General features: G+C 61.3%; 19 protein-coding genes and 1 tRNA gene. 7 read left to right on the forward strand and 13 right to left on the reverse strand.

Annotation, left to right across the window (positions count from 1 at the left end):
* Positions 1-66: 66 nt before the first annotated feature.
* Together E5E96_RS03905 and E5E96_RS03910 are read left to right on the forward strand one after the other, a co-directional pair.
* Complete coding sequence (locus tag E5E96_RS03905; RefSeq protein WP_017411238.1) at positions 67-675, forward strand: AhpA/YtjB family protein; 609 nt, start codon at positions 67-69, stop codon at positions 673-675.
* A gap of 53 nt (positions 676-728) precedes the next feature.
* The gene (locus tag E5E96_RS03910; RefSeq protein ID WP_171281595.1) at positions 729-2,975 is read left to right on the forward strand and encodes a PAS domain S-box protein; all 2,247 of its coding nucleotides are present in this window, start codon (positions 729-731) and stop codon (positions 2,973-2,975) included.
* 74 nt (positions 2,976-3,049) lie between these two features.
* On the opposite strand, the gene deoD is transcribed toward E5E96_RS03910, so the two are convergent.
* From deoD to E5E96_RS03945, 7 genes are all read right to left on the reverse strand, one after another.
* A complete protein-coding gene (deoD, locus tag E5E96_RS03915) occupies positions 3,050-3,766 on the reverse strand; it encodes a purine-nucleoside phosphorylase (protein WP_011707410.1) in 717 nt (238 codons plus the stop codon).
* 77 nt (positions 3,767-3,843) lie between these two features.
* Positions 3,844-5,052, reverse strand: coding sequence for a phosphopentomutase (locus E5E96_RS03920; protein ID WP_171281596.1), 1,209 nt, complete (start codon positions 5,050-5,052; stop codon positions 3,844-3,846).
* 14 nt (positions 5,053-5,066) lie between these two features.
* Positions 5,067-6,398: a thymidine phosphorylase gene (deoA, locus tag E5E96_RS03925; protein ID WP_171281597.1), complete on the reverse strand. Its 1,332-nt coding sequence runs from the start codon at positions 6,396-6,398 to the stop codon at positions 5,067-5,069.
* A gap of 109 nt (positions 6,399-6,507) precedes the next feature.
* Positions 6,508-7,281, reverse strand: a complete 774-nt coding sequence (gene deoC / locus E5E96_RS03930) for a deoxyribose-phosphate aldolase (protein ID WP_011707413.1) — start codon at positions 7,279-7,281, stop codon at positions 6,508-6,510.
* Positions 7,282-7,672: 391 nt separating this feature from the next.
* Positions 7,673-7,843 carry a XapX domain-containing protein gene (locus tag E5E96_RS03935; RefSeq protein WP_005305103.1) on the reverse strand — a complete coding sequence of 57 codons (171 nt, stop codon included), beginning with the start codon at positions 7,841-7,843 and terminating at the stop codon, positions 7,673-7,675.
* A 123-nt stretch (positions 7,844-7,966) separates the two neighbouring features.
* Complete coding sequence (locus tag E5E96_RS03940) at positions 7,967-9,241, reverse strand: NupC/NupG family nucleoside CNT transporter (RefSeq protein WP_011707414.1); 1,275 nt, start codon at positions 9,239-9,241, stop codon at positions 7,967-7,969.
* Positions 9,242-9,466: 225 nt separating this feature from the next.
* Complete coding sequence (locus tag E5E96_RS03945; protein WP_171281598.1) at positions 9,467-10,243, reverse strand: TatD family hydrolase; 777 nt, start codon at positions 10,241-10,243, stop codon at positions 9,467-9,469.
* Positions 10,244-10,283: 40 nt separating this feature from the next.
* Here E5E96_RS03945 and tppF point away from each other — a divergent pair, with 40 nt between their 5' ends.
* Positions 10,284-10,901, forward strand: coding sequence for a type IVa pilus pseudopilin TppF (gene tppF / locus E5E96_RS03950; protein ID WP_171281599.1), 618 nt, complete (start codon positions 10,284-10,286; stop codon positions 10,899-10,901).
* Here tppF and E5E96_RS03955 read toward each other — a convergent pair.
* From E5E96_RS03955 to E5E96_RS03970, 4 genes are all read right to left on the reverse strand, one after another.
* Positions 10,870-11,052 carry a DUF5363 family protein gene (locus tag E5E96_RS03955; protein WP_171281600.1) on the reverse strand — a complete coding sequence of 61 codons (183 nt, stop codon included), beginning with the start codon at positions 11,050-11,052 and terminating at the stop codon, positions 10,870-10,872. The genes tppF and E5E96_RS03955 overlap by 32 nt on opposite strands.
* A 206-nt stretch (positions 11,053-11,258) precedes the next feature.
* Positions 11,259-12,611, reverse strand: coding sequence for a 23S rRNA (uracil(1939)-C(5))-methyltransferase RlmD (gene rlmD, locus E5E96_RS03960; protein ID WP_171281601.1), 1,353 nt, complete (start codon positions 12,609-12,611; stop codon positions 11,259-11,261).
* 321 nt (positions 12,612-12,932) lie between these two features.
* Positions 12,933-14,369, reverse strand: coding sequence for an ammonium transporter (gene amt / locus E5E96_RS03965; RefSeq protein ID WP_171281602.1), 1,437 nt, complete (start codon positions 14,367-14,369; stop codon positions 12,933-12,935).
* Positions 14,370-14,822: 453 nt separating this feature from the next.
* A tRNA-Leu gene (locus tag E5E96_RS03970) sits at positions 14,823-14,908 on the reverse strand.
* Between the two features lie 143 nt (positions 14,909-15,051).
* Here E5E96_RS03970 and E5E96_RS03975 point away from each other — a divergent pair.
* Positions 15,052-15,573, forward strand: coding sequence for an RDD family protein (locus E5E96_RS03975; protein ID WP_029304803.1), 522 nt, complete (start codon positions 15,052-15,054; stop codon positions 15,571-15,573).
* A 263-nt stretch (positions 15,574-15,836) separates the two neighbouring features.
* Here the strand turns inward: E5E96_RS03975 and lptG are convergent, their stop codons facing one another.
* Both lptG and lptF read right to left on the reverse strand, forming a co-directional pair.
* Positions 15,837-16,907, reverse strand: coding sequence for an LPS export ABC transporter permease LptG (gene lptG, locus E5E96_RS03980; protein ID WP_011707420.1), 1,071 nt, complete (start codon positions 16,905-16,907; stop codon positions 15,837-15,839).
* 141 nt (positions 16,908-17,048) lie between these two features.
* Positions 17,049-18,161 (reverse strand): LPS export ABC transporter permease LptF, encoded by a 1,113-nt coding sequence (gene lptF / locus E5E96_RS03985; RefSeq protein ID WP_065475552.1) that lies wholly within the window; start codon positions 18,159-18,161, stop codon positions 17,049-17,051.
* A gap of 172 nt (positions 18,162-18,333) precedes the next feature.
* Here lptF and pepA point away from each other — a divergent pair, with 172 nt between their 5' ends.
* From pepA to E5E96_RS04000, 3 genes are all read left to right on the forward strand, one after another.
* The gene (gene pepA / locus E5E96_RS03990) at positions 18,334-19,842 is read left to right on the forward strand and encodes a leucyl aminopeptidase (RefSeq protein ID WP_011707422.1); all 1,509 of its coding nucleotides are present in this window, start codon (positions 18,334-18,336) and stop codon (positions 19,840-19,842) included.
* A 162-nt stretch (positions 19,843-20,004) separates the two neighbouring features.
* Positions 20,005-20,460, forward strand: coding sequence for a DNA polymerase III subunit chi (locus E5E96_RS03995; protein WP_011707423.1), 456 nt, complete (start codon positions 20,005-20,007; stop codon positions 20,458-20,460).
* Positions 20,461-20,525: 65 nt separating this feature from the next.
* Positions 20,526-23,378 carry a valine--tRNA ligase gene (locus E5E96_RS04000; RefSeq protein ID WP_171281603.1) on the forward strand — a complete coding sequence of 951 codons (2,853 nt, stop codon included), beginning with the start codon at positions 20,526-20,528 and terminating at the stop codon, positions 23,376-23,378.
* Positions 23,379-23,455 lie beyond the last annotated feature (77 nt).

Below are 23,455 nucleotides of genomic sequence, written 5' to 3' on the forward strand. Positions count from 1 at the left end.
CGTATTGCTTTTTGTACAGGCAAGCGCCAAGATCCCGCCACCCCTTGTCAGCAAAAGGCTCAACGCTTGCGTCATCTCCCCATCAAACGTGTGCTCAGTCTCGGTGCCGGCGTCCTGCTCGGGCTCTGGGTGCTCGCGGTACTCATCCACATGCAGGGTGAGAGCCAGGCTTCGCTGCACAGCGAGGCACGCAACCGAGCCCAGGCGCTGGTGGCCTACGCCGCCCGCGACATGAAACGCTGGCTCAAGGAGGACAAGAACAGCGAGCTGGAGCGGCTGGCCCAGGATCTGGCTGCCGAGCCCGAGATCCTCGATGTCACCCTCTACGATGCCCGCGGCATCCCCCTCGCCCAGTCGGACAATGCGGTGCCGCTGGACAGCCTGTTGCCCATCGGCGACAGCAACAAGTCGATACCGGAACAGGGCAAGGGACGCATCCAGTTCGTGCAGGAGATCCTGGATGGGGAGCAGACCCTGGGGTATCTGCGCATTACGCTGGAAGAGCAGCAGATGCTGGCGGACAAGGATACCCGGCTCAAGGTGGTACAGGAGAAGCAGCGGCTGATGCTGCTGGTCGCCCTGCTGGCCGGGTTGCTCATCTCCTACGGGATCCGTCGCAACTACATGCGGGTGCGCAAGCACAAGAAGAAAAGCAAACCGGTCGAGCCGCAATAAGGCGGCGCGATCCCCCGACCCGAAACTGGCAATGCCACCAGCAGGAGCGCTGTATGATTGCCCCCTCTCTGCCGCTGGATGAAGAGAGTCGACTGGAACGACTCCGCATCCTCGGCCTGCTTGACCGCGAGCCCATCGATCAGCTGGATCGCCTGACCCGGCTCATTACCCGCCATTTCTCGCTGCCCATCGCCATGGTCTCGCTGACCGACGTGAACCGGCAGTGGTTTCTTGCCCGCACCGGCGTCGCCCTGTGCGAGATCAGCCGGGAGCACTCCTTTTGCGGCCATGCCATCCTGCGTCCCGACATCATGCAGGTGCCGGATGCCAGGCTCGACCCTCGATTTGCCGACAACCCGCTGGTGACCGAGGAGCCGCACGTGGTCTTCTATGCCGGGCGACCGCTGCGGGCGCTGGATGGCGTGGTGCTCGGCACCCTCTGTCTGGTGGATCATGCACCGCGCCACCTCGACCAGGAGGCCTGCCGCGATCTCGATGACTTCGGCCGCCTGGTGGAGAACACCTTGCACGATCTGGAGCGGCGCCATCAGGTGCGCAGCCTCAATCAGGTGCTGGAGGACAAGGATCACCTGTTCACCCTCACCTTCAACCAGTCGTCAGTGGGCATGGCCCTCTCCTCCCTCGAAGGCAAGTGGCTGCGGGCCAACCCGGGGCTGGAGCGGCTGCTGGGCTACAGCGAGCAGGCGATGCTGAGCCGTACCTGGCACGCCATGACCCATCCCGAGGATCTGCCGCGCGAGCTGCCCCTGTTCAACGCCCTGCTCGCGGGGCAACGGCAGGACTACCGGTTGGAGAAGCGGATGATCCGGGCCGACGGCAGCCAGTGCTGGGTCCAGCTCAGCGTGACCCTGTGCCATAGCCGCACCATGGCGCCGCATCTGATCGCCGTGTTCGCCGATCTCACCGAGCGCAAGCAGGCCGAAGCCGAGCTGCTGCAACTGCAGCAGGGGCTAGAACGGCAGGTCCTTGAGCGCACCCGCGAGCTGTCGAGCACGGTGGAGCAGCTGCATCGCGAGATGCAGGAGCGCGGCGCCATGCAGCAGCGCCTGTGGCAGGAGCAGCGCCGCCTGCAGCACATGCTGGAACACACCAGCAACGCCTTCCTCGAACTCGACGAGGCGCTGGTCATCACCGGCTGGAACCCGGCCTCCACCACCCTGCTGGGCTGGCACCCCGAAGAGATGCTGGGGCGTACCCTGCCCGCCCTGCTCGGCAGCGCTCACCCCCTGCTGGCCCAGCTGACCCATCCCCAGAGTGCTGCGCGCCGGCTGGAGTGCGAGATCGGCACCCACGACGGCCGGCGCATCCCGGTGGAGGTGATTGCCGAGCGCTACCAGTTCGACGGCAAGGTGCGCATCGCCCTGTTTTTGCATGACATCACGGCCCGCCGCCAGGGGCTGGCTGAGATTGAGCGCGGGCGGGCCAGGCTGCGGGCCATCACCGACGGCCTGCCGGTCACCATCAGCATGGTCTCGCCCGAGGGGCGCTATTTGTTCGCCAACCAGGCCTACTGCCGCTACTTCGGGCTCGATGCCGAGCTGATGCGGGAGATGAGCGTGCGGGAGGTGATCGGCGACGCGGCTTACGGCCGGGCCATCGCCCATCTGGAGCGGGCCCTCGCCGGTGAGCAGGTGAGCTTCGAGAACCGTTTCGAGCTGCCCATCGGCCCGCGCGATCTCAGGATCACCATGATCCCGAGCCGGGGCGATGAACCGGGGGTCTACATCCTCGGCAGCGACATCACCGAGTTCAAGGCGCTGCAGAACCAGCTGGAGCACGAGGCGGCCCACGACCCCCTCACCGGCCTGCCCAATCGGCGCGCCTTCACCCTGCGCCTTTCCCGGGAGCTGGAGCGGGTGCGCCAGAATGCCGAGACTCTGGGCCTGCTGTTTCTCGATCTCGACGGCTTCAAGCGCATCAACGATCAGCTCGGCCATCACGTCGGCGACGCCCTGTTGCAACGCTTCGCCAGCGTGCTGAGTGCCGAGGTGCGTCCCGGCGACATGGTGGCGCGCCTGGCTGGCGACGAGTTCACCATCATACTGCCGGCCCTGCGCCAGCCGGAGCTGGAGCTGCCCGCCCTGTGCGAGCGGCTGCTGGCGGCCATGGCAGTGCCAGCCGACGTGGCCGGCCACCTGTTGCCCCTCGCCGGCAGCATTGGCGGTGCGCTCTGTCACTCGGGCCAGTATTGCCACATCGACGATCTGCTGCATCGGGCCGACAGTGCCATGTACCAAGCCAAGCAGGCCGGCAAGGGGCGCTTCGCCCTCGACCTCTGATCTGCCATCCTTGCAATGCAAAACGGCGGCCCGAGGGCCGCCGTTGTCATTATTTTATTCATGCGCGAGGGGGATTAGTTGTCGCCCAGCAGGACGGAATCCAGCGCGATTTCGATCATGTCGTTGAAGGTCAGCTGACGCTCTTCGGAGGTGGTCTGCTCACCGGTACGGATATGGTCGGAGACGGTGCAGATGGTCAGTGCCTTGGCACCGTACTCTGCAGCCACGCCGTAGATGCCGGCGGCTTCCATCTCGACACCCAGGATGCCGTACTTTTCCATGACGTCGAACATGGAGGGGTCCGGGGTGTAGAACAGGTCGGCGGAGAAGATGTTGCCCACGCGCACGGCGACGCCTTTGTTCTTGGCGGCCTGTACGGCATTGGCAACCAGATCGAAGTCGGCGATGGCGGCGAAGTCGTGATCCTTGAAGCGCAGACGGTTCACTTTGGAGTCGGTGCAGGCACCCATGCCGATCACCACGTCACGCAGTTTCACGTCTTCACGCACGGCACCGCAGGAGCCGACGCGGATCAGGGTTTTCACGCCGTAATCGGTGATCAGCTCTTTTGCATAGATGGAGCAGGACGGGATGCCCATGCCGTGACCCATGATGGAGATGCGACGACCCTTGTAGGTGCCGGTGAAACCGAACATGTTGCGCACGTCGCACACCTGCTCGACGTTCTCCAGGAAAGTCTCGGCGATGTACTTGGCGCGCAGGGGGTCGCCCGGCATCAGCACGGTATCAGCAAAGGCGCCATCTTTCGCATTGATATGAGGAGTTGCCATTCTCTTGATTCCTTCACACTAGGTTGAGTTTTATTGTCTTTATTGGTTGCCCGCCGCCGAGGCGGCGGGCGGGTAAATTACAGGAAGCTGGTACCGTATGCCAGTTTGGGCAGGCCGTGGTACGCCGCAATGCTCTGGCCGATGTCGGCGAACGTCTCGCGACGACCGACGGAGCCGGCCTTGACCGGCTTGCCGTAGAACAACACCGGGATGTACTCGCGGGTGTGATCGGTACCACCCCAGGTCGGATCGCAGCCGTGGTCGGCGGTCAGCACCACCACGTCGCCATCTTCCAGCAACTCGAACAGCTCCGGCAGGCGGGAGTCGAAATACTCCAGCGCATCGGCATAGCCCTTCACGTCGCGACGGTGACCGTAAGAGGAGTCGAAGTCGACGAAGTTGGTGAAGACGATGGTCTGGTCACCGGCCGCTTTGACCTCTTCCAGAGTACGATCCCACAGCTCGGTCAGACCGGTCCCCTTCACCTGCTTGGTGATGCCCTGCTGGGCATAGATGTCGGCGATCTTGCCGATGGAGACCACCTGGCCGCCCGCTTCCTTCATGTAGTCCAGCACGGTCGGTGCCGGCGGCAGCACGGAGTAGTCGTGGCGGTTGCCGGTGCGCTTGAAGTTGCCCTTGCCGCTGCCCACGAACGGACGCGCGATGACGCGGCCGATGTTGTAGGGCTCCAGCAGCTCGCGCACGATGTGGCACAGCTCATAGAGCTTCTCGAGGCCGTAGGTCTCTTCGTGGCAGGCGATTTGGAACACGGAGTCGGCAGAGGTGTAGAGGATCGGCTTGCCGGTACGCATGTGCTCTTCGCCCAGATCATCCAGCACCTGGGTGCCGGAGGCGTGGCAGTTGCCGAGGTAGCCCGGCAGACCAGCCTTCTCGACGATGGCGTCCAGCAGCTCCTGCGGGAAGCTGTTGTGGTGGTCATGGAAGTAACCCCACTCGAACAGCACGGGCACGCCGGCGATCTCCCAGTGGCCGGACGGGGTGTCCTTGCCGGAGGAGAGCTCCTGGGCAAAGCCGTAGGCCCCGACCACCTCGATGTCTTTGTTCAGGCCGGCCGGGAAGGTGCCGCTGGCGAGTTCGCCTGCGTGACCCAGACCCAGCTTGCTGAGGTTCGGCAGATTGAGGGCGCTACGGCCTTCGATCTCACCGGCGGCGCAGGCCTTGGCGATATGGCCAAGGGTATTGGCGCCCACATCTCCGAACTTGTCGGCGTCGGCGGCAGCGCCAATACCGAAAGAGTCCATCATCAGAATAAAGGTACGTTTCATGGGACTTCCCCTTGTTACAAATCAGCCAGACCGATGCGACGGTAGACCTCGGGCAGCGCCTCTGGTCGGGTGTCACCGATCTTGACGGCGGCCTGCACCATGCTGGCAGCCTGAGCGAATTGCTCTTCAGTTTGAGCGTGGATCAGGGCGAGCGGCTTGTCTGCCTCGACGCTTTGACCCAGGCGGATAAAGTCGGTCAGACCGACCGCATAATCAAGCTTGTCACCGGCAGCGCGACGGCCACCGCCCATGGCGACCACGGCCAGGCCCAGTTCACGGGTGTCCATGGCAGTCACGAAACCGCTGTTGGCAGCATAGACAGGGCGCACGATGGCGGCCTTCGGCAGGTGGTAATCGTAGCGCTCCATGAAGTCGCTCGGGCCACCGAGACCGGTCACCATGCGACCGAAGATCTCGGCCGCCTTGCCGTTGTCCAGCACCGCCTGCAGCTTGCGGCGGGCCTCGCCGTCATCGCTGGCCAGGCCGGCGGAGATCAGCATCTCGGCACACAGCGCCATGGTCACGGCGTGGATGCGCGGGTTGCGGTATTCACCGGTCAGGTAGCGCACCGCTTCGCGCACTTCCACCGCGTTGCCGGCGCTGGAGGCCAGCACCTGGTTCATGTCGGTCAAGAGTGCAGAAGTGCGGCAGCCAGCACCGTTGGCCACGGCAACAATGCTCTTGGCCAGCTCTTCGGAAGCTTCGAAGGTCGGCATGAAGGCACCGGAGCCCACCTTGACGTCCATCACCAGCGCTTCCAGCCCGGAGGCGAGCTTCTTGGAGAGGATGGAGCCGGTGATCATGGCGATGGATTCGACGGTGGCAGTGATGTCCCGTACCGCATAGATACGCTTGTCGGCCGGGGCAAGATCGCCGGTCTGGCCGATGATGGCGACACCCGCCTCTTTCACCACTTTCAGGAAACGATCGTTGTCGACCGAGGTCTGGTAGCCGGGAATGGCATCCAGCTTGTCGAGGGTACCGCCGGTGTGGCCCAGGCCACGGCCGGAGATCATCGGCACGAAACCGCCGCAGGCGGCAACCATCGGGCCCAGCATCAGGGAGACGACGTCACCCACACCGCCGGTGGAGTGCTTGTCGACGATCGGGCCACCCAGATTGAGGTGGTCCCAGGTCAGTACCATGCCGGAATCGCGCATGGCGCAGGTCAGGGCAACCCGCTCATCCATGCTCATGTCTTTGAAGTAGACCGCCATCGCCAGCGCCGCAATCTGGCCCTCGCCGATGGTGTTGTTGGTAATGCCCTGAACGAAGAATTGAATCTCTTGGGTACTGAGCGCTTCACCGTTGCGCTTCTTGCGAATAATTTCTTGAGGCAAAAACATCTTTCATTCCCTCCGCCATTGCTGGCGTTACACAAGCCTGAATCCTTGCCCGCACACCGCATGGTGGGGGCGAAACAGGGCGGACCAGGTCCGCCCTCTCATCAACCTATTAGTAACCGCTGGTGTTGGCCGGCTTGTCGCCATGCCCCAGTGTGGCCAGCAGGCTGGCCAGCAGGCTGGATGCACCAAAGCGGAAGGTGCGGGCGGATACCCAGTCCTTGCCCAGGATCTCTTCGGCCATGGCCAGGTACTGACCCGCCACGGCGGCGTCTTTCACGCCACCGGCCGGCTTGAAGCCGACTTTCGGGTTCTTGGCCTTGATCACTTCCATCATGATGCGCGCCGCTTCCGGGGTCGCATTGACCGGCACCTTGCCGGTGGAGGTCTTGATGAAGTCGGCACCGGCGTCGATGGAGATTTCAGACGCGCGGCGGATCAGCGCCTCTTCTTTCAGCTCGCCGGTTTCGATGATCACTTTCAGCAGGGCTTGGCTACCACAGGCTTCCTTACAAGCTTTGACCAGATCGAAGCCGACCTGTTCATTGCCGGCCATGAAGGCGCGGTACGGGAACACCACGTCCACTTCGTCGGCACCGTAGGCCACGGCGGCGCGGGTTTCGGCCACGGCGATCTCGATGTCGTCGTTGCCGTGCGGGAAGTTGGTCACGGTCGCAATGCGCACGTCGGCGGCGCCGATTTCACGCAGGGTCTTGCGAGCGATGGGGATGAAACGGGGATAGATGCAGACGGCGGCGGTCAGGCCAGCCGGTGACTTGGCCTTGCGGCACAGGTCGATCACCTTCTGATCGGTGTCGTCATCGTTCAGAGTGGTCAGGTCCATCAGGTTCAGGGCGCGCTGGGCGGCCAGTTTCAGATCAGTCATTCTGTTCTCCAAAGTCTCGATTTAGTCCGGATTCCAGGGCATGGGTCCGCCTGTCGCAACGCAACCGGCAAGACACGACTCCCAAAGAAACGGGAATGGAATTGCAGCGCAATTGCACGGGCAATGAGGCTGCAAATAAGGCAAGAGCCCTGTCACTTTCTTACAAAAGTGCGGACTTGGTTCCATGAAGACTTGAGAAAGGCAGACAAGGTCTGACCCGACTTCCCAATCAATTCCATTTGACCGCCAACACCCGATTTCATCGGGCATTAGTCAATGCCAGCACCCTGCTGGCAATGCCTATTTCAGCCGAGATACCCCTTGTTTGCAAGCCGGATTTGCCATTTTCAGAGGTACCTCACATCTGGCAAATCCGGTACTGAAAAGTGCGTTAAGAGAAGAAGCGAGTGAGTATCCAGGAGTATGCCAGCCCCCCCAGATAGACTCCGACGATCCCCATTACCCCGGACAATACGGGCGGGGCCGGGATCGGCAATTTGAGGAAAGAAAACAACAAGCCAACGATAAAGCCGGCCGCCATCGCCAGTAGCACTTCATTCATATAACCTCCGATTTGACTCATTTTATTATTAGTTTAGAAAGGAAAACGGTTGTCACCGCCCCAAACGCGAACGCCACAGCTTCTCGCTGTGGCGTTCGTCTTTACCCTGACAGTCAGGCGATATTACATGCCGGACAGCGCCAGGAAGAAGCCTGCGATGGTCGCAGACATCAGGTTGGACAGAGAGCCAGCCAGTACGGCTTTCAGACCAAATTTGGCAATGGTGCCGCGACGGTTCGGTGCCATGGAGCCCAGACCACCCAGCAGGATGGCGACGGAGGACAGGTTGGCGAAGCCGCACAGGGCGAAGGAGATGATGGCCTTGGTGTGGTCGGACATGGCCACGCCATTGATCAGCACTTCATCTTTCAGATACGGGGCAAAGTTCAGGTAGGCCACGAACTCGTTGACCACCAGTTTCTGACCGATGAAGGAACCGGCCACGATGGCTTCGCTCCAAGGCACCCCGATCAGGAAGGCCAGCGGGGAGAAGATCCAGCCCAGCAGCAGTTCCAGGGAGAGCTGCGGATAACCGAACCAGCCACCCACACCGGAGAAGATGCCGTTGATCATGGCGATCAGGCCGATGAAGGCCAGCAGCATGGCACCGACGTTCAGGGCCAGTTGCAGACCGGCGGAGGCACCGGCGGCAGCGGCATCGATCACGTTGGCAGGCTTGTCTTCCAGCTCGCCATCGGCATTGTTCTCGTCGTAGCTCGGGGTCTCGGTTTCCGGCACCAGCAGCTTGGCGAACAGCAGACCACCCGGAGCAGCCATGAAGGAGGCGGCGATCAAGTATTCCATCTTGACGCCCATGGAAGCGTAGCCAGCCAGTACGGAACCGGCAACAGAAGCCAGACCACCACACATGACGGCAAACAGCTCGGAGTCAGTCATCTTGGAGATGAAGGGACGCACCACCAGCGGGGCTTCAGTCTGACCTACGAAGATGTTGGCAGTAGCGGAGAGGGATTCGGTACGGGAAGTGCCCAGTACTTTTTGCAGGCCACCACCCAGCAGTTTGATGACCCACTGCATGATGCCCAGGTAATAAAGAACGGCGATCAGCGAGGAGAAGAAGATGATGACCGGCAATACGCGGAAGGCGAAGATAAAGCCGCCGCCACCGAATACTTCGAACATCTTGTTGCTGACCAGACCACCGAACAGGAATTCGATACCGTTTTGGCCATAACCGATGACGCTGGAAACGGCATCGGATACACCCACCAGAATATCTCGGCCAACCGGGACGTACAGCACGAATGCACCCAGTCCAGCTTGAATTGCAAAGGCACCGACAACGGTGCGAATTTTTATTGCTTTGCGATTACTGGAGAACAGCACCGCGATAAGGACGAGCGTTGCCATCCCTACCAGACCCATTATCAAATTCATTATTAACACTTCCTCTTTAGTAGCACCTTCCAGCTTGTTAACAACTTGTATCTCAAAGCCATCAATCAAGGGTGCGCATTATACTAATTACGGTGCGACAAAGTAGAATGCTGGTCACATTTTATAAGCATGAAATGCGCTAGGGGTCGTCAAATTAGACCGCAAACGATTTTTACTTACCCCGTTTTTTATCATGCCGCTATCAATAGTTAATCAGCTGTTAATTTATGACTTGCCCAGTTGGAAAGCCTGCAAAGTGGATTCACGTAACACCGAGGCAACATGGGCCAGCGGTTGTTGCCGCAAATCGGCCAGCAGTTGCGCAATTTTCGGCAGGTTGGCGGGGGTGTTGGGCGCCCCCTGCTGACCCTGCAGCGACATGTCGGGGGCATCGGTTTCCAGCAGCAAGGATTCCAGCGGCATGTCGCGCACCGCCTCTCGGGTCTTGTTGGCCCGCTCGAAGCTGATGACCCCGCCGATACCGAGCCGAAATCCCAGTTGCCAGAACGCCTCTGCCTGCTGCAGAGAACCGCTGAAGGCGTGGATGACGCCCCCTTTGGCCGGACGCAGGCGTCTGAGGATCTTGGCAACCGTGTCGTTGGCGCGCACCGAATGGACGATCAAGGGCAGCTCATGCTCCATGGCCAGCTTGATTTGAGCCTCGAACATCTCGAGTTGCCCCTCCTGCGGCACATGGGAGCGCAGATCCAGCCCGCACTCGCCCACTGCTACCAGCCCGCGTGGGCGCTCGGCCAGCAGTCGCCGCAGCCGGGTCAATACCACCGGAGTCTGCCCCCCCACGTACCAGGGGTGCACACCCAGGGCATAGGAAATACCGTCGTGCTCTGCCGCCAGCGCCATCACCCGGCCCCAGTTTTCCTCTCCCACGGCGGGGATGATATACTCGCTCACCCCCAGCTGGCGGCACTCGGCCAGCAGCGCCGCCCGATCGGGATCGAAGACCGGAAAATCGAGATGGCAATGGGTGTCGATCAGTTGCATGTCGCTCTCACCTGTTTGTCGTAATTAATGGGTCCATATCATGATGAAACGCACAAGCCACGGCTTTACCCTGATAGAACTGGTGCTGGTCATCATAGTGCTGGGGATCCTGGCCGTCACCGCCCTGCCCCGTTTCATCAATCTCAAGGATGATGCACTCAAGAGTACGGTCGCCACCACCGCCACCAGCTTTGCCAACGCGGTGCAGCTGGCCCATGCCGGCTGGGCGGTCAAGGCGCAGGATCAGGCGCTCTACAATCTCGGCAGCATGGGGCAGCGCAATCTCGACATCAACCGCTATGGCTGGCCCGCCGGCACCGACGAAGATCAGGGCCGCAAAGGGATAGATGAGTCCTATGTCGCAGGTCAGGGAGACTACATCTCGGTGAGCAACCAGTCAGACTGTCGCCTGCTGTTTCAGGGACTGCTGGACAGCAGCTATACCGTCGCCTCAGTCGATCAGGATCCCGAGATCCAGCTCAACGCCGACTACCTGTCCAGCGAACTGCCTGCCAACCAGGTAGATGCGGATGGGGAGCCCCACAGCAACTGCCGCTATACCCTGCGCGACTCCATCGGTCGCTTCCCGGCCTATCCCGCTGGCCTCTCCTTCGACTACAACAGCGTCACTGGTGCTGTGACCCGCAATTTCCAGTGAGCGATTCCGACTCGCCCTGCTGCTCCGTCTGCGGCGCATCATCCTGCTCGCGGCGTATCGGCACGCAGCAGCGCCGGTTCTCCGGTGTGAGTCCCCACTCCTCGCACCAGCCATCGTAGCGAGCCAGCCAGCGTAACAAGATGCCTTTCATGGTCTGTTCCTCGTCTCTGTCACACCCTTGCCGTCTCTATCTATCTGCTCCGAATCCGCTAATGTCACGACTCGATACCGGAAGGACAGGTATAAAAAAACGACTCCATTTGGAGTCGTTTTTATCAGAGCCATCTGGCTAATTCAATTCACGCCTGGGTGGGCAGGCTCAGTCGAGCAACGGCCTCTACGTGCATGACCCGGCGATTAGGCCTTGGCCGACAGGCTCAGGCGGGCAACCGCTTCCACGTGCATGGAGTGCGGGAACATGTCGACCGGCTGCACCTCGTCCAGCACGAAGCCCTGCTTGACCAGCCAGGCGAGATCGCGGGCCAGGGTCTGCGGATTGCAGGAGACATAGACCAGCCGGCGCGGCGCCATGGCCACCAGGGTCTGCAGCACGGCCTTGTCACAGCCCTTGCGCGGCGGATCCATCACCACCACGTCAGCGGTCACACCCTGCGCGTGCAGCTCGGGCATCAGTTGCTCGGCCTTGCCAACGTGGAATTCGGTGTGCTCGATGCCGTTGAGGGCAGCGTTGCGACGGGCATCGCTGATGGCGCTCTCCACCGACTCGATCCCCACCACCTTGGCAGCCTTGCCAGCCAGGAACAGGGAGATGGTGCCGATACCGCAATAGATGTCGAACACCGTCTCGTTGCCGGTCAGTTCGGCATACTCGAGGGCGCTGGAGTAGAGCACATCGGTCTGGGTCGGGTTGTTCTGGAAGAAGGAGAGCGGCGAGATCTCGAACTCGAGCTCGTGGATCTTGTCGCGGATCACCCCTTCGCCCAGCAGCACCCGGTTGGTGGCACCCAGGATGCGGTTGGTGCGTTCCTCGTTGATGTTCTGCACCAGGGTGGTAACCGGCAGATCGCTCAGGGCGGTCAGCAGCTCGGCTTCGAACGGCAGCTCCTCGCCCAGGGTCACCAGCACCACCATCAGCTCGCCGCTCTTGAAACCCTTGCGGGTCATCAGGTTGCGCACGCAGCCGGTGTGGTTCACCTCGTCATAGGCGGCGATGTTGTGCTCGCGCATCCAGTTGCGCACCCGGGCGTTCAGCTCGACGTGCAGGGAATCTTGCACCGCGCAATCATCGGCGGTGATGAGGTCATGGGAGTGCTTGCGATAAAAACCGATCTCGGCGCCGGCGTCGCAACCGCGCACCGCATATTGGGCCTTGTTGCGATAGGCAAACGGGCTGTCCATGCCGAGGATCGTCCTGACGGTGGTATCACCCAGCCCGGCCTGTTCCAGCGCACTCTCCACCAGCGCCTGTTTGAGCTTGAGCTGGGCCGGATAGGCCAGCGGGCGCACCTGACAGCCACCGCATTCGGTGTTGGGGCAGAAGTCGGCGACCCGATCGGCGGAGGGCTGGAGCAGCTCGGTCACCTTGCCGTGCAGATAGTTGGGCTTGACCTCGGTCAGCTCCACCAGCGCCTGCTCACCGGGCAGCAAACCTTCGACAAACAGGGGGCGGTCGAACAGGCGTCCTTTGCCATCTCCTTTGTCGGTCAGTTCCAGGATCTCGATCTGGTGTTGATGTCCCACTAACGGCATGAGCGGCTCCAAAAGTACATATAAAGAGGGGTGATGGAACCGGCCCGGCCAGCCCCATCAAGAAAAGGTGGCAGAGTTTAGCGGAGATCCGGCCAAATTGCAGGCATAAAACAGCAACAAGACCGAGGACATTGCCCCGCCTGACGTTATCTGGCGAAAAGCCGGCATCCCCGGCGCGATTCAGGGGTTGCTCTTATCAGAGAGCATGGTGACCACGGATGGGCTATCACCCCGACGGCCCAGATATCAAATCCCGACAATCCGACATAAAAAAGCCGCCGGCATGGCCGGCGGCAATATTGCTGACTAACAGATGGCGGATTACAGGCTGTAGGCCTTCTCGCCGTGGGTGGTGACATCCAGCCCCTCCCGCTCCGCGTCTTCTTTCACTCGCAGGCCGATCAGCAGATCCACCAGCTTGTAGGCCACCACCGAGATGATGCCGGACCAGAGGATGGTCACACCGACCCCGATGGCCTGAATTTTGACCTGCGCCAGGATGGAGTAGCCCTCCGCCACCTGGTTGATGACGTAGTCCCACACCCCGGTACCGCCCAGATCCGGGCTGGCGAAGACGCCGGTCAGCAGCGCCCCCAGGATGCCGCACACCCCGTGCACGCCGAACACGTCCAGACTGTCATCGGCGCCCAGCAGCCGCTTGAGACCGTGGACCCCCCACAGCCCGGCAACACCGCTGATGAGGCCCATCACCAGACCGCCGCCCACCCCGACGAAACCGGCCGCCGGAGTGATCACCACCAGCCCGGAGACGGCGCCGGAAGCCGCGCCCAGCAGGGAGGGACGGCCCTTCATCACCCACTCGGCCAGGGTCCAGGAGAGGGCCGCCGCCGCCGGAGCCACCCAGGTATTGATGAAGGCCAATGCCGCCGTGCCGTTGGCTTCCAGCGCGGAGCCGGCGTTGAAACCGAACCAGCCGAACCAGAGCAGGGAGGCCCCGATCATGGTCATGGTGAGGCTGTGCGGAGTCATGGGGTCACGGCCATATCCCAGGCGTTTGCCCACCAGGTAGGCACCGACCAGACCGGCCACCGCCGCGTTGATATGCACCACTGTGCCGCCCGCAAAATCCAGCGCACCGTGCTGGAACAGATAACCGGCGGTCGCGGTGGCCGCTGCCGCAGCATCGGCCGTGGTATAGGCATCCGGACCCGCCCAGTACCACACCATGTGGGCCAGTGGGATATAGGCAAAGGTGAACCAGATCACCGAGAACAGCAGCACGGCGGCAAACTTGATGCGCTCGGCGAAGGCCCCCACGATCAGACCGCAGGTGATGGCGGCAAAGGCACCCTGGAACACCACATAGATGAACTCGCTGATGCCGACCCCCTTGCTGAAGGTGGCGGCGATAGAGTCAGGGGTGACTCCCTTGAGCAGCGCCTTGCTGAAAGATCCATAAACGCTGTTGCCCTCGGTAAAGGCCAGCGAATAGCCGTAGAGGATCCACAACACGCAGATGAGCGAGAACAGGGTGAACACCTGCATCAGCACGCTCAGCATGTTCTTGCTGCGCACCAGGCCGCCATAAAACAGGGCCAAGCCCGGAATGGACATCAGGATCACCAGGGCTGCCGACAGCAGCATCCAGGTATTGTCCCCCTTGTTGATGGTCACGACTGCCGGTGCCGCAGCCTGCACGACCTCGGCCGAGGCGGCCACCACCTCTTCAGCCCAACTGGGGGCGGCCAGCAAGGCGGCAAGCGCCAACAGGCCAGTCATCACGAGTCTCTTGAGCATACAGCCATCTCCTTCCCTGTCGTCCCGGCTCCCGGCCGGGTCCATTTCCTGATATGAACATCGAAACCGACGATTCACGTACATCCACATTCGCTACACACTGGTGACCGCCCCGCCCATCATTCCTCGGATGAGCGGCATCATGGCGACATAAGTGCTTCAAAGCACAAAGCAGGCCAACTTAATAAATGGTTTTAAATCAATCAATTATGCTTGCCACAGCGAAGTAACGCACCAGATTGGCGCACGGGACGCGCTAACTTGAGCAAGTGCGCACTTCCGCTGTGCACACACATATTGCCGCACCGAAATAGCGCAGAGGGACGCCATGCGGGACATAGACGAGTAGCCAGCCTGTCGATATCAGCCAGAAAACGGAAGAGCGATGAGAAAGGGGAAAAGCGGAAAAACAAAAGGCCATCATTGCTGATGGCCTTTTATCTTGGAATTTGATGGTGCCCGGGGTCGGACTCGAACCGACACGGTTATTCACCGGCGGATTTTGAATCCGCTGCGTCTACCGATTTCGCCACCCGGGCAACTGCGAGGGATTATACGAATGGCGCTTGGGCATGCAAGGTGTTTTTCTTGCTCTCACAGTTGTTTGCTCATTTATTCAACGCCTTGCCGATGCTGGGTCAGTTACATAGAATGCCCGCATCATATTAATGGAATAAAAACGATGGCCAAGCGTAAATCCGTCCAACCGACACCGACCTCTCCCGCGACTGCGCGCTACCCTTCCGCCGGCCTGCTGCGCCGGCTCGGCGCCCTGCTCTATGACTATCTGGTGGTCATCTCATTGCTGATCATCGCCGGCTTCATCGGGATGGGGGTGGCACACTTGCTGCTGGCAACCGGCATGGCGACCGTGCCCGAAGGCAAGGACGCCGCCTGGCTGCTGACCAGCCCCATCTACAGCGCCTGGCTCGCCTTCATCATCTGCGGTTTCTACACCTGGTTCTGGACCCGCGCCGGCCAGACTATCGGTATGCGGGCCTGGCGTCTGCGCATCCAGAATGCCGACGGCAGCAACATTCGCATCACCCAGGCCCTGATCCGGCTGGCCACGGCGGCCTTCGGCCTCGGCAACCTGCTCTGCCTGTTCAACCACAAGTCACCTCGCGCGTTTCAGGACATCTGGTCCGAATGCGAGGTGGTGGTGCTCGGCAAACAGGAGAACCTGGAACAGCTCAATCGCTGATCCTGTGGCAACAACGAAAAAGGGCACCCCGAGGGTGCCCTTTTTGCTGGCCGACGCGCTTGTTGCTTGCGACTCAGGATATAGAAGGAGATGCAGCCAAACAGCAGTACAGCAGGAGCGATGGCCGCCTTTTGTCAGCAGCGCCACCGCCCTTCAGGCCGCTACTGCTTGCGGCTCAGGATGTAGAAGGAGATACCGCCGAACAGCAGTGCAGCAGGAGCGATGGCCGCCTTTTGTCAGCAGCGCAACCGCCCTTCCGGCCGCTACTGCTTGCGGCTCAGGATATAGAAGGAGATACCACCAAACAGCAGGCTCGGCGCGATGGCTGCCAGGATCGGTGGTACCGCATACACCAGGCTGATGGGGCCGAACACCCGATCGCTGACGTAGACGGCAAAGCCGGTCATGATTCCCATCAGCATCCGCGCCCCCATGCTGACCGAACGCAGCGGACCGAAGATGAAAGAGGAGGCCAGCAGGATCATAGCCACCACCGAGAGCGGTGACAGCAGCTTGCGCCACATCTCCAGCTTGTAACGCCCGGCATCCTGCTTGTTGGCATCCAGATAGCCGATGTAATCCAGCAGTCCCGCCACCGGCAGGTTTTCAGGATCGATGCTCACCACCCCCAGCTGTTTGGGCGTGAGTTCTGAGCTCCACTCCATCTGGGGCTGAGTCTCGCTCATGATCTGCCTGGGATCATCGAAGCGGGTCACCTGTACCTGCTTGAGCAGCCAGTGATGCTGCTCGAACACCCCTTCCTGCGCCTGCAGGATATCGATCAGCTTGCGCTCCGGAGTGAAACGGTAAAGGGTGATGCCGGTCAGCGCGCCATCGTTGCGCACCCCGTTGATATTGACGAAGTTGTTGCCATCGCGGGCCCACACCCCGTAAGCCGACACGGTCAGCCGCCCCTCAGACAGGGCACCCGCCTTGATGTCGTCCGCCATCCGCTTGGCGATGGGAGCCACGTACTCCCCCATCAGCCCCACCAGGATCATCAGCGGGATGGCAGTCTTGAGCGCCGCCATCACTATGCTGATCTTGGAGCGGCCCGCCGCCTGCATCACCACCAGCTCGGAGCTGGTCGCCAGCTGGCCCAGGCCGATGAGGCCGCCCAGCAGAGCCGCCAGCGGGAAGAAGAGCACCGCCTCTTTCGGCATGGAGAGCAGCACATAGTAGAGGGCACTGAGCATGTCGTAGTTGCCTTCCCCTACCGACTTCAGCTGCTCCACGTACTTGATGAGCGCCGCCAGCCCGACCAGAGTCAGTTCGCACAGCAGGACCGACATGAAAATAACCCGGCCGATATATCTATCGAGAATGCCAAACATCAGCAGAGACCCCCCTGTTGCAGCATCATGCTGATTTTTTCCTCAAATACAGACGCATGGAGCGGGGACGACATCAAAATGACCCGGTCGCCATGTCTATCGAGAATGCCAAACATCAGTAGAGACTCCCAGATGGCAACATCATGCCGATTTTCTCTTGAAATAGAGGGTCTTGACCCCGTTCCACCAGCTGGTGCCCTGCAGGTTGAGCGGCAACCCGATCAGCAGCAGATAGACCATCGGCACCAGGAACATGCCGGGCCAGTGCGGCAGCCGGCCGCTGTCGATGGCAGAGCGGGCGGCACTGAGCAGCAGGAAGTAGGAGAGGTAGAGCAGGATGGCCGGCAACAGCTTGGCATAGCGGCCCTGACGGGGGTTGACCCGCGCCAGCGGCACCACCAGAAAGGTCAGCACCAGAATGGAGAGCGGCAGCGACAGGCGCCACTGCAATTCGGCCATCAGCTGGTTGTCCTGGGTACCCAGCAGCTCCATGGTCGGCTTGGCCGCCGCCTTGCGGTTGGAGCGCTCCATCTCCTGCTGGCGGATCACCAGGCTGTACTCATCGAATTCGGAGATCTGGAACTGGCGGGTATTGAAGTGCCCCTCGTAGCGGGAGCCATCCTTCAGGGTCAGCCACTGCAGACCGTTGCTGTCGACCGTGACCACCCCTTCGGTCGCCACCACCACCGACGGCGGCTTGCCGTCCTGGGAGCGCTGCAACACGAAGATTTTCTGCAGTTTGGAGCCCTTGTCGTTGAGGTCCTGGATGTAAGCCACCAGGCGCCCCTTGTCGAGCTCCATGAAGCGGCCGGCCTGCAGGAAGGAGATCCCCGGATCGGCCTTGAACTCGTCGATCACCTGGTACTCGCGCTCCTTGGCCTGCGGGGCCACCCAGCCGGTGTTGAAGGCGGCAACGGCCGCCGTCAGCAAGGCCAGCACCATGGCGCTGCGCATCACGAAACGGTGGCTGAAGCCCACCGCATGCATCACCGTCATTTCGCTTTCGGCGTAGAGGCGCCCGTGAGCGAACAAGATGGCCAAAAACAGGCTGATAGGCAGCATCAACAAAGCCATGTTGGGCAGGTTGAGCAGCAGCAGGGTGGAGACCAGGCGCGTCGGCACCTCACCATCGGCGGCATCGCCGATGATCTGGATGAATTGCTGGCTGACGAAGATGAGCAGCAGCACGAATAATACCGCCAGCTGGGTTTTCAGGGTTTCCCTGAACAAATATCGGAAAACGATCACAGTCATTCCCAAGTAAACTTGTGTTTTTAGTCGAATGCCTGAAAAATAGGGCCGTATATTGGATTTTTACCAGTTTGAACTGCGGAGCCAGTGCCTGTTCGCTCCGCCTCTGATACCCCAACAAGCACCGCATTATTCAATAAAAGGTGCCTTTTGTCTTTAGGATGTAGGAGATTCCATGGAGTTCAGTGTAAAGAGTGGCAGTCCTGAGAAGCAACGCAGTGCCTGCGTCGTGGTCGGCGTATTCGAGCCGCGTCGCCTCTCTCCGGTTGCCGAACAACTGGACAAGATCAGCGATGGCTACATCAGTTCGCTGCTGCGCCGTGGCGACCTGGAAGGGAAACCAGGCCAGATGCTGTTGCTGCATCAAGTACCGGGCGTGCTCAGCGAGCGCGTGCTGCTGGTCGGTTGCGGCAAGGAGCGGGAACTCGACGAACGCCAGTACAAGCAGATCATCAACAAGACCATCACCACCCTCAACGAAACCGGCTCCATGGAAGCGGTCTGCTTCCTGACCGAGCTGCACGTCAAGGGACGGGATACCTATTGGAAGGTGCGCCAGGCGGTGGAAACCACCAAGGCGGGCCTCTACAGTTTCGATCAGTTCAAGACCAACAAGGCCGAGCCACGCCGTCCGCTGCGCAAGCTGGTATTCAACGTGCCAACGCGTCGGGAACTGACCATTGGTGAAAAAGCCATCGCCCACGGCCTGGCCGTGGCGAAAGGGGTGCGCGTCTGTCGCGACGTGGCCAACATGCCGCCCAATGTCTGCAATCCGGCCTATCTCGCCTCCCAGGCCCGTCGTCTGGCCGATGCCTTCGACAACATCACCACCAAGGTGATCGGCGAGCAGGAGATGGCCGAGCTCGGCATGAACTCCTATCTGGCGGTGGCCCGCGGCTCCGACAACGAAGCCATGATGGCCATCATCGAGTACAAGGGTCATCCGGATGCCAAGCCCATCGTGCTGGTCGGCAAGGGACTGACCTTCGACTCCGGCGGCATCTCCATCAAGCCGGCCGAGGGCATGGACGAGATGAAGTACGACATGGGTGGCGCCGCCTCCGTGCTCGGTACCATGCACGCCCTGGCCCAGCTGCAGTTGCCCATCAACGTCATCGGCGTGCTGGCGGGCTGCGAGAACATGCCGGGTGGCAACGCCTATCGCCCGGGCGACATTCTCACCTCCATGTCCGGCCAGACCATCGAAGTGCTCAACACCGATGCGGAAGGCCGCCTGGTGCTGTGCGATGCGCTGACCTATGTGGATCGCTTTGATCCGGAAACCGTGATCGACGTGGCCACCCTGACCGGTGCCTGCATCATCGCCCTGGGTCACCACACCACGGGCCTCTTGGCCAACCACAACCCGCTGGCCCACGAGCTGCTCAACGCCTCCGAGCAGGCGGGTGACCGCGCCTGGCGTCTGCCACTGTTCGACGAGTATCAGGAACAGCTGGAGAGTCCGTTTGCCGACATGGCCAACATAGGCGGCCGCCCGGCCGGTACCATCACCGCCGCCGCCTTCCTGTCACGCTTCACCAAGAAGTACAACTGGGCCCACCTGGATATCGCCGGGACCGCCTGGAAGAGTGGCAAGGAGAAAGGCTCCACCGGGCGTCCGGTGCCCCTGCTGACCCAGTTCCTGCTGAACCGGTCAGGGGTGGTCATCGAAGAGAAGGAGTAACCCTTTTATCCCGTTCGATGCGTGCATCAAGCGGGATGGCGTTACCCTGAATCACAAGGAAGAGGCCCGCCTCTTCCTTGTTTCATTGAGGGTTGGCAGGAATATCCCCTGCCCGTCCTTACCGGCGGTCAATAGTCCGTCACCGCAAACGGGATCAACCTGATGAGCCAAGTGACCTTTTACCTGATGAGCGAGCAGGATGACGCGCAGGCTTCGGCCGTCGAGCGCCTCGCCTGCCAGCTCGTAGCCGATAGCTGGGGGGCGGGCCATCTCTACCTGCTGTGCGACGACGAAGCGCAGGCCCTGCGCCTCGACGAGCTGCTGTGGCAGTTGCCGCCGGAGCGCTTCGTGCCGCACCAGCTGCAGGGCGAGAGCGGTCAGGCACCGGTGGAGATCGGCCATCAGCCGCCACGGCGGCGCTATGCCCGCCTCATCAATCTGGCCAAACAGACACCTTTGTTTGCAGGACACTTCGCTCAAGTGGTAGATTTTGTCCCCACTGACGAAACGCAAAAGCAGCAAGCCCGCGAGCGCTACAAGCACTATCGCCAGGCAGGCCACGCCCTCGAGATGAGGGATCAGCCCGTCCTTGCCGCACCGGATCCGGCGCAGCCCTGACTGTGCCACCCTCGATCCACGACGAATCAACACCAGAATCCATCCATCCAGAATACGGCGAGACCATGGAAAAGACTTTTAATCACAACGCCATCGAACAGGCGCTCTATCAGCACTGGGAAGCCCAGGGTTACTTCAAGCCCCACGGCGACACCAGCAAAGACTCCTTCTGCATCATGATCCCGCCGCCGAACGTCACCGGCAGCCTGCACATGGGTCACGCCTTCCAGCAAACCCTGATGGATACCCTGATCCGCTACAACCGCATGCAGGGCAAGAACACCCTGTGGCAGGCGGGTACCGACCACGCCGGTATCGCCACCCAGATGGTGGTTGAGCGCAAGATCGCCGCAGAAGAGGGCAAGACCCGCCACGATTACGGCCGGGAAGCCTTCATCGACAAGATCTGGCAGTGGAAGGAAGAGTCCGGCGGCACCATCACCCGCCAGATGCGCCGTCTGGGTGACTCCGTGGATTGGGAGCGCGAGCGCTTCACCATGGATGAAGGCCTCTCCGCCGCCGTACAGGAAGTGTTCGTCCGTCTCTACGAAGATGGCCTGATGTACCGTGGCAAGCGTCTGGTGAACTGGGATCCCAAGCTCAACACCGCCATCTCCGATCTGGAAGTGGAAAACCGCGAGATCAAGGGCCACATGTGGCACCTGCGCTACCCGCTGGCCAACGGCGCCAAGACTGCCGAAGGCCAGGATCACCTGATCGTCGCCACCACCCGTCCGGAAACCATGCTGGGTGATACCGCCGTCGCGGTAAACCCGGAAGACCCGCGCTACAAGGCGCTGATCGGTCAGCACATTCTGCTGCCGCTGGTGAACCGTCTGATCCCCATCGTCGCCGACGAACACGCCGACATGGAGAAGGGCACCGGCTGCGTGAAGATCACCCCGGCCCACGACTTCAACGACAACGAAGTGGGCAAGCGCCACAACCTGCCGATGATCAACATCTTCACCCTGGACGCCCACGTGCGTGCCGAGGCCGAAGTGGTCGACAGCAACGGCAACCCCAGCACCGCCTATGACGCCGCCCTGCCGACCGAGTTCGCCGGGATGGAGCGCTTTGCGGCCCGCAAGGCCATCGTCGCCAAGCTGGATGAGCTGGGCCTCTTGGCCGAGATCAAGGATCACGTGCTGCAGCAGCCTTACGGCGATCGTGGTGGCGTGCCCATCGAGCCGATGCTGACCGACCAGTGGTACGTGCGCGTGGCGCCGATGGCCAAGACCGCCATCGAGGCGGTGGAAGATGGCCGCATCCAGTTCGTGCCGAAACAGTACGAAAACATGTACTTCTCCTGGATGCGCGACATTCAGGACTGGTGCGTCTCCCGTCAGCTGTGGTGGGGTCACCGCATCCCGGCCTGGTATGACGATGCCGGCAACGTCTACGTGGGCCGCAACGAAGATGAAGTGCGCACCAAGCACAGCATCCCGTCCGTGACCGTGCTGCGTCAGGACGAAGACGTGCTCGACACCTGGTTCAGCTCCGCCCTGTGGACCTTCTCCACCCTCGGCTGGCCCAACAACACCGAGGCGCTCAAGACCTTCCACCCGACCGACGTGCTGATGAGCGGCTTCGACATCATCTTCTTCTGGATTGCCCGGATGATCATGATGACCATGCACTTCATCAAGGATGAAAACGGCCAGCCGCAAGTCCCGTTCAAGACCGTCTACATCACTGGCCTCATCCGTGACGAAGAAGGCCAGAAGATGTCCAAGTCCAAGGGCAACGTGCTGGATCCGCTCGACATGATCGACGGCATCTCGCTGGAAGATCTGCTGGAGAAGCGCACCGGCAACATGATGCAGCCGCAGATGGCCGAGAAGATCGGCAAGCGTACCGCCAAGCAGTTCCCGGAAGGGATCGAAGCCCACGGTACCGACGCCCTGCGCTTCACCCTGGCGGCGCTGGCCTCTACCGGTCGTGACATCAACTGGGACATGAAGCGCCTGGATGGCTACAACAACTTCTGCAACAAGCTGTGGAACGCCTCCCGCTACGTGCTGATGAACACCGAAGATCAGGATTGCGGTTTTGCCGGTGGCGAGATGCAGTTCAGCCTGGCGGATCGCTGGATCCAGTCCCAGCTGCAAGTGGCCATCCGTGACTTCCGTACCGCCCTCGATACCTACCGCTTCGACATCGCGGCAGGCGTGCTGTACGAATTTATCTGGAACCAGTTCTGTGACTGGTATCTGGAGCTGACCAAGCCGGTACTGACCAAGGGTTCCGAGGCCGAGCAGCGCGCTGCCCGCCACACCCTCGTCAGCGTCCTCGAGACCCTGCTGCGCCTGGCACATCCGATCATCCCGTTCATCACCGAGACCATCTGGAAATCGGTCGCCCCGCTGGCCGGCGTACACGCCGACACCATCATGATTCAGGCTTTCCCGGAGTTCGACGCCGCCAAGGTGGACGAAGCCGCGATGGCGGATCAGGAGTGGGTGAAGGAGTTCATCGTCAGCATCCGCAACATCCGCGCCGAGATGAACGTGGCGCCGAGCGTGCCGCTCAACGTGCTGCTCCAGTGCGATGCCAAGGATGCCCAGCGCGCAGCCGACAACGAGGCCTTCCTCAAGTCGCTGGCCCGTCTGGAATCCATCCGCGTACTGGCCGATGGTGAAGTGGCGCCCCTGTCAGTGAAGAAGCTGATCGGTGCTACCGAGCTGATGATCCCGATGGCCGGTCTCATCGACAAAGACGCCGAGCTGGCCCGTCTGGCCAAAGAGGTTGCCCGTCTGGTCGGTGAGTGCGGTCGCATCGAAGGCAAGCTCGGCAACGAAGCCTTCGTCGCCAAGGCGCCGGAAGCGGTCATCATCAAGGAACGCGAGAAGCTGGAAGATTACCGTCTCCAGCTGACCAAGCTGGAAGCCCAGCAGGCCGAGATCGCCGCGCTGTAAGCCGGATTTGACTTGGTAGAAGCCCCCTCCTGCAGGGGGCTTTTTATTGCCCGCCCGCCGCCACCCCGCGTTTTTTG

The organism is Aeromonas sp. 1805 (genome assembly GCF_013085525.1).
Classification (GTDB): Bacteria; Pseudomonadota; Gammaproteobacteria; order Enterobacterales; family Aeromonadaceae; genus Aeromonas; species Aeromonas hydrophila.

Bases quoted from the DNA above. Each gene is read 5' to 3' on its own strand.
- rlmD (WP_171281601.1), bottom strand. From the start codon at position 12,611: ATGCCGTTAGTGGGACATCAACACCAGATCGAGATCCTGGAACTGACC.
- pepA (WP_011707422.1), top strand. From the start codon at position 18,334: ATGGAGTTCAGTGTAAAGAGTGGCAGTCCTGAGAAGCAACGCAGTGCC.
- deoC (WP_011707413.1), bottom strand. From the start codon at position 7,281: ATGACTGATCTGAAACTGGCCGCCCAGCGCGCCCTGAACCTGATGGAC.
- deoD (WP_011707410.1), bottom strand. From the start codon at position 3,766: ATGGCAACTCCTCATATCAATGCGAAAGATGGCGCCTTTGCTGATACC.
- E5E96_RS03955 (WP_171281600.1), bottom strand. From the start codon at position 11,052: ATGAAAGGCATCTTGTTACGCTGGCTGGCTCGCTACGATGGCTGGTGC.
- amt (WP_171281602.1), bottom strand. From the start codon at position 14,369: ATGCTCAAGAGACTCGTGATGACTGGCCTGTTGGCGCTTGCCGCCTTG.
- E5E96_RS03935 (WP_005305103.1), bottom strand. From the start codon at position 7,843: ATGAATGAAGTGCTACTGGCGATGGCGGCCGGCTTTATCGTTGGCTTG.
- deoA (WP_171281597.1), bottom strand. From the start codon at position 6,398: ATGTTTTTGCCTCAAGAAATTATTCGCAAGAAGCGCAACGGTGAAGCG.
- tppF (WP_171281599.1), top strand. From the start codon at position 10,284: ATGATGAAACGCACAAGCCACGGCTTTACCCTGATAGAACTGGTGCTG.
- E5E96_RS03910 (WP_171281595.1), top strand. From the start codon at position 729: ATGATTGCCCCCTCTCTGCCGCTGGATGAAGAGAGTCGACTGGAACGA.
- E5E96_RS03995 (WP_011707423.1), top strand. From the start codon at position 20,005: ATGAGCCAAGTGACCTTTTACCTGATGAGCGAGCAGGATGACGCGCAG.
- E5E96_RS04000 (WP_171281603.1), top strand. From the start codon at position 20,526: ATGGAAAAGACTTTTAATCACAACGCCATCGAACAGGCGCTCTATCAG.
- lptG (WP_011707420.1), bottom strand. From the start codon at position 16,907: ATGTTTGGCATTCTCGATAGATATATCGGCCGGGTTATTTTCATGTCG.
- E5E96_RS03975 (WP_029304803.1), top strand. From the start codon at position 15,052: ATGGCCAAGCGTAAATCCGTCCAACCGACACCGACCTCTCCCGCGACT.
- E5E96_RS03940 (WP_011707414.1), bottom strand. From the start codon at position 9,241: ATGAATTTGATAATGGGTCTGGTAGGGATGGCAACGCTCGTCCTTATC.
- E5E96_RS03945 (WP_171281598.1), bottom strand. From the start codon at position 10,243: ATGCAACTGATCGACACCCATTGCCATCTCGATTTTCCGGTCTTCGAT.
- E5E96_RS03920 (WP_171281596.1), bottom strand. From the start codon at position 5,052: ATGAAACGTACCTTTATTCTGATGATGGACTCTTTCGGTATTGGCGCT.
- lptF (WP_065475552.1), bottom strand. From the start codon at position 18,161: ATGACTGTGATCGTTTTCCGATATTTGTTCAGGGAAACCCTGAAAACC.